At 61.0% G+C, this 2,991-nt stretch carries 3 protein-coding genes and 1 pseudogene; all 4 read right to left on the bottom strand.

What is annotated here, in order from left to right; all coding sequences use genetic code 11:
• Positions 1–595 precede the first annotated feature (595 nt).
• Positions 596–1,195: an HD domain-containing protein gene (locus A2J02_RS14555; protein WP_227022461.1), complete on the bottom strand. Its 600-nt coding sequence runs from the start codon at positions 1,193–1,195 to the stop codon at positions 596–598.
• Entirely contained in the window at positions 1,192–1,968 is a 777-nt protein-coding gene (locus A2J02_RS14550) for a phytanoyl-CoA dioxygenase family protein (RefSeq protein ID WP_068050826.1), read from the bottom strand. Before A2J02_RS14550 ends, A2J02_RS14555 begins: the two co-directional genes overlap by 4 nt.
• A gap of 79 nt (positions 1,969–2,047) precedes the next feature.
• Positions 2,048–2,587 (bottom strand): GPR1/FUN34/YaaH family transporter, encoded by a 540-nt coding sequence (locus A2J02_RS14545; protein ID WP_082898796.1) that lies wholly within the window; start codon positions 2,585–2,587, stop codon positions 2,048–2,050.
• A 139-nt stretch (positions 2,588–2,726) separates the two neighbouring features.
• Positions 2,727–2,991, bottom strand: a pseudogene (locus A2J02_RS28270) (isopenicillin N synthase family oxygenase); the annotation flags it as partial.

Here is a 2,991-nt window from a genome sequence, read left to right as displayed (position 1 = left end):
TCTGAACTCGGACATTTGTGCGGACCTAGATTCGGCCGCTTCGTCTGCGGTACGCCCGCGGATACCGGCCCGCGTACACCGGGCCTCGGAATCGACTACTCGGGACCGGATCGCGGCACCTAGATCAGGATCTTCGACGTTCGCGACAACCTGCTTGAAGCGCGGCGGCTCTTCACCCTGATCGGACCGTTAGGCGATTAGTTCTGCAGGCCGGATTGGCGATTGGCGTCGTAGACGCGGGATGCGATCGCGGCCGCCCGCAATGGCGCACCCCGTGGAGTTGCCGGGATCGGGTTACGACTCGCGGGTGTTACCGCGGCCGTAGCAACTCCAAGGCCGTCCCTGCTACGCCGAACACAGCAAGCTAATTAGGTGGAATCGCAACCCACTATGCGCGTAACCGGGCGACTCGGCGGGCGACCCAAGAATTGGTGAAAACCGTTGCAGCACTCAATATGCAGAGGTTTACTTGACGTAATATCTATTATCGGCGTAACTTACTGTGCTGCAGTACCTTTCGTCACCAGTGACGAAATGTAGAGCGGTCTTGCGGTAGTTGCCGAACGGTTCCTCCGGTTCGCCGCCGTGGCGGCGGTCAGGACTGTAGGAGTGTGACAATCGTTGTTCGCCAATGTTCGAGCGCCGGGGTGCTCGCGCCGGCGACTTTGCCGTGATCGTCCCATCGTCGCAATTGGACGGCCAGCTTGTGGTGGGGGCGTTTCTCGAAGGCGACTATTTCTTTGGCGTTCATCGGTCCGCCTTGGACCTCGAGGCTTCGGATTGAAGACTGTGAGAGCAGCGAGGTGTAGGTGGGGTCAATGGCGACAAGGTAGCGTTTGGCTGGAACGTGTAGTGCGACAGGTTCGCCCACTTCGGCCCCGAACCATCGGGTGAGCAGCCGAGCTCCGACGATTTCGTGGCGAAGGTCAGCGTCGAGAAAGTCGTCGTGTCCGGCATGTTCATCGAGTAGTAGGTGCCCGACGTCGTGCAGAAGTGCAGCGATCTGCGCGGCGGGGCGGAAGCCTGCCGTTTCGGCTAAGGCAGCGCATTGCAGTCCGTGTTCGAGCTGGGTGACCGATTCGTCGTACTGGCTATGCCCGGCCGTATCGAGAAACTCGAGGAGGCTATCGCAGAACCGTTGGATTCCGACTTTTGCGGGGTCGAGGTGCTGTATGTCGTTCGCAGTGGTGGTCACGGTTGAAGCTCCGAGTTGTTGGCGGGTTGGGCCGTCCCGGCGAAGTGGCCAATGAGGCTGAGTCTATCGGGATGTGCTGCGAGATCGCGAATTCTTCTGGCGTAGTACGCCTCTCGGAGGTCACCGTCTGATGCTGCGTTGTAGGTGAGGTAGATGGCGCGGCGGGTCGAGGTGGCGTTGTTCGGTCCGCTGCGATGCGGTACGTAACAGTGGAAGAAGACCAGGCTGCCGGCGGCGACGGGCAATGGTTCCCAGGGCAGTGTGTCGGCGACCGCGGGTTCTACGCAACCTCGGCTGTCCGTGGGCAGTTGTGCCGCGTGGTGACCGCGGGCTATCTCGAGGCAGCCGTTGTCGAGTGTGGAGTCGTCAACAGCGATCATGCAGGCGAGTGTGTTGGTGATGTAGGGGTAAGCGGGTGCGTCCTGGTGCGCCGCGAAGCCCGCGCCGCCGGGCGCTTTGTAGTTGATCTTTTCTTTGTAGAGCATTGCTGGTTCGCCGAGTAGTGCTGCAGCTACTCCGGGGATGTGTCCGGTGGTCAGCATGCTACGGAGCTCGTGGTGGTAGGGCACGAAATTCTCGGTGCGGCACCGTCGCCGTGTTCCGTCGGGGGTGGTTTCGTCGTATTGCAACAGCGTCTGTGGTGTTCCCGGCCGATGTTCGAGGTCCTGGACCCAGTCCTGGAGTCGGGTAAGATCTGCGTGACTGAGGGCGTGTTCGATCACCAGCAGTCCGTCTGTGGCCCAGGCCTGGAGGTCGAGTTGGTCGGGAAGCAATGCGGTGTTCCTCTTTCTTTTTGTGATGACCGGTGCGGGTGGTATGTCCACCACCCGCACCGGTCGATTGACTAGCAAGTCAGCTGACGAGGGGCCGGCCCATGGGTAGCGGGGATCCGCCGGTTTCCTCCCACATCGCTGCGACGTACAGATACATCGCGACGGCTACGAAGAGGAAGACGACCCAGCCGCCAACTTGCGTGGCCAGAGTGGAGGTTGCGAGTGTGCCGATCAGCAGCAACACCAGAGCGACGTCAACGATGGCCAGCAGGAATGGGAATGACCAGGGCAGCCGTACGACGAGGACGGTCAGCATGCCTATGGTGAGCAGCCAACTACCTGTCCAGAGCGCGGTCGTAGCTTGGACTTGATCTGCGGTGATCCCAAACCAGTTGTGAGTCAAGCCGAGTGAGAGTGCCGCATAGCTTCCGTAGAAGCCGAAGAACACCGCATAGAGGGTGGCATTGATGTTTTGTCGCAGTGACGCCGCCCAAATGGTGGCGATCAGCAGTCCGATGCTGGTCGCCGACATGACAATCGGCACAGACGCGGAGGCTGCGTCCACGATCCCGGTGTTGGTGAAGCCAAGCCCCAGGGCGCCGGCGATGGTCAGGGGTATACCGACGAGGCCGGGGTTGCCGTCGGGTAGCTGGCCGGGATGGGTGACGGGTCAGGAGTCGGTGGGATGGATGTGTGTTTCGGGCAAGTCGGCGATAGCTGTCATGATGAATCCTTATGTGGGGGTGTTGAAGTCAGTGTCAGTGGTTTGCTGCGATGAGATCGCTGTGATGGTGTTGCGCGACGTCGGGGTGTGCTCGCAGGCGCACTTTGAGGATGTTGTCGCCGTAGGTGGTCAGGATGGGGTTGGTGGGGTCGTCACTAGATCCGCCAGAGGCGTGCTTTGCCAGGTGATCGGGCAGTTGCACCGGGTCGACTGTGGCCGAAAGGCGCGGGTTGTAGAAGTAGATGGTGGAGAATCGTTCGACTCCTGGCGGCGGACTGACGACTCGGTGCACCGTGGCC

It is taken from the genome of Rhodococcus sp. EPR-147 (genome assembly GCF_001647185.1).
Lineage (GTDB): Bacteria > Actinomycetota > Actinomycetes > Mycobacteriales > Mycobacteriaceae > Rhodococcoides.
The sequence above is the reverse complement of the archived record's forward strand: the minus strand, read 5'-3'. Positions and strand labels throughout refer to the sequence as shown.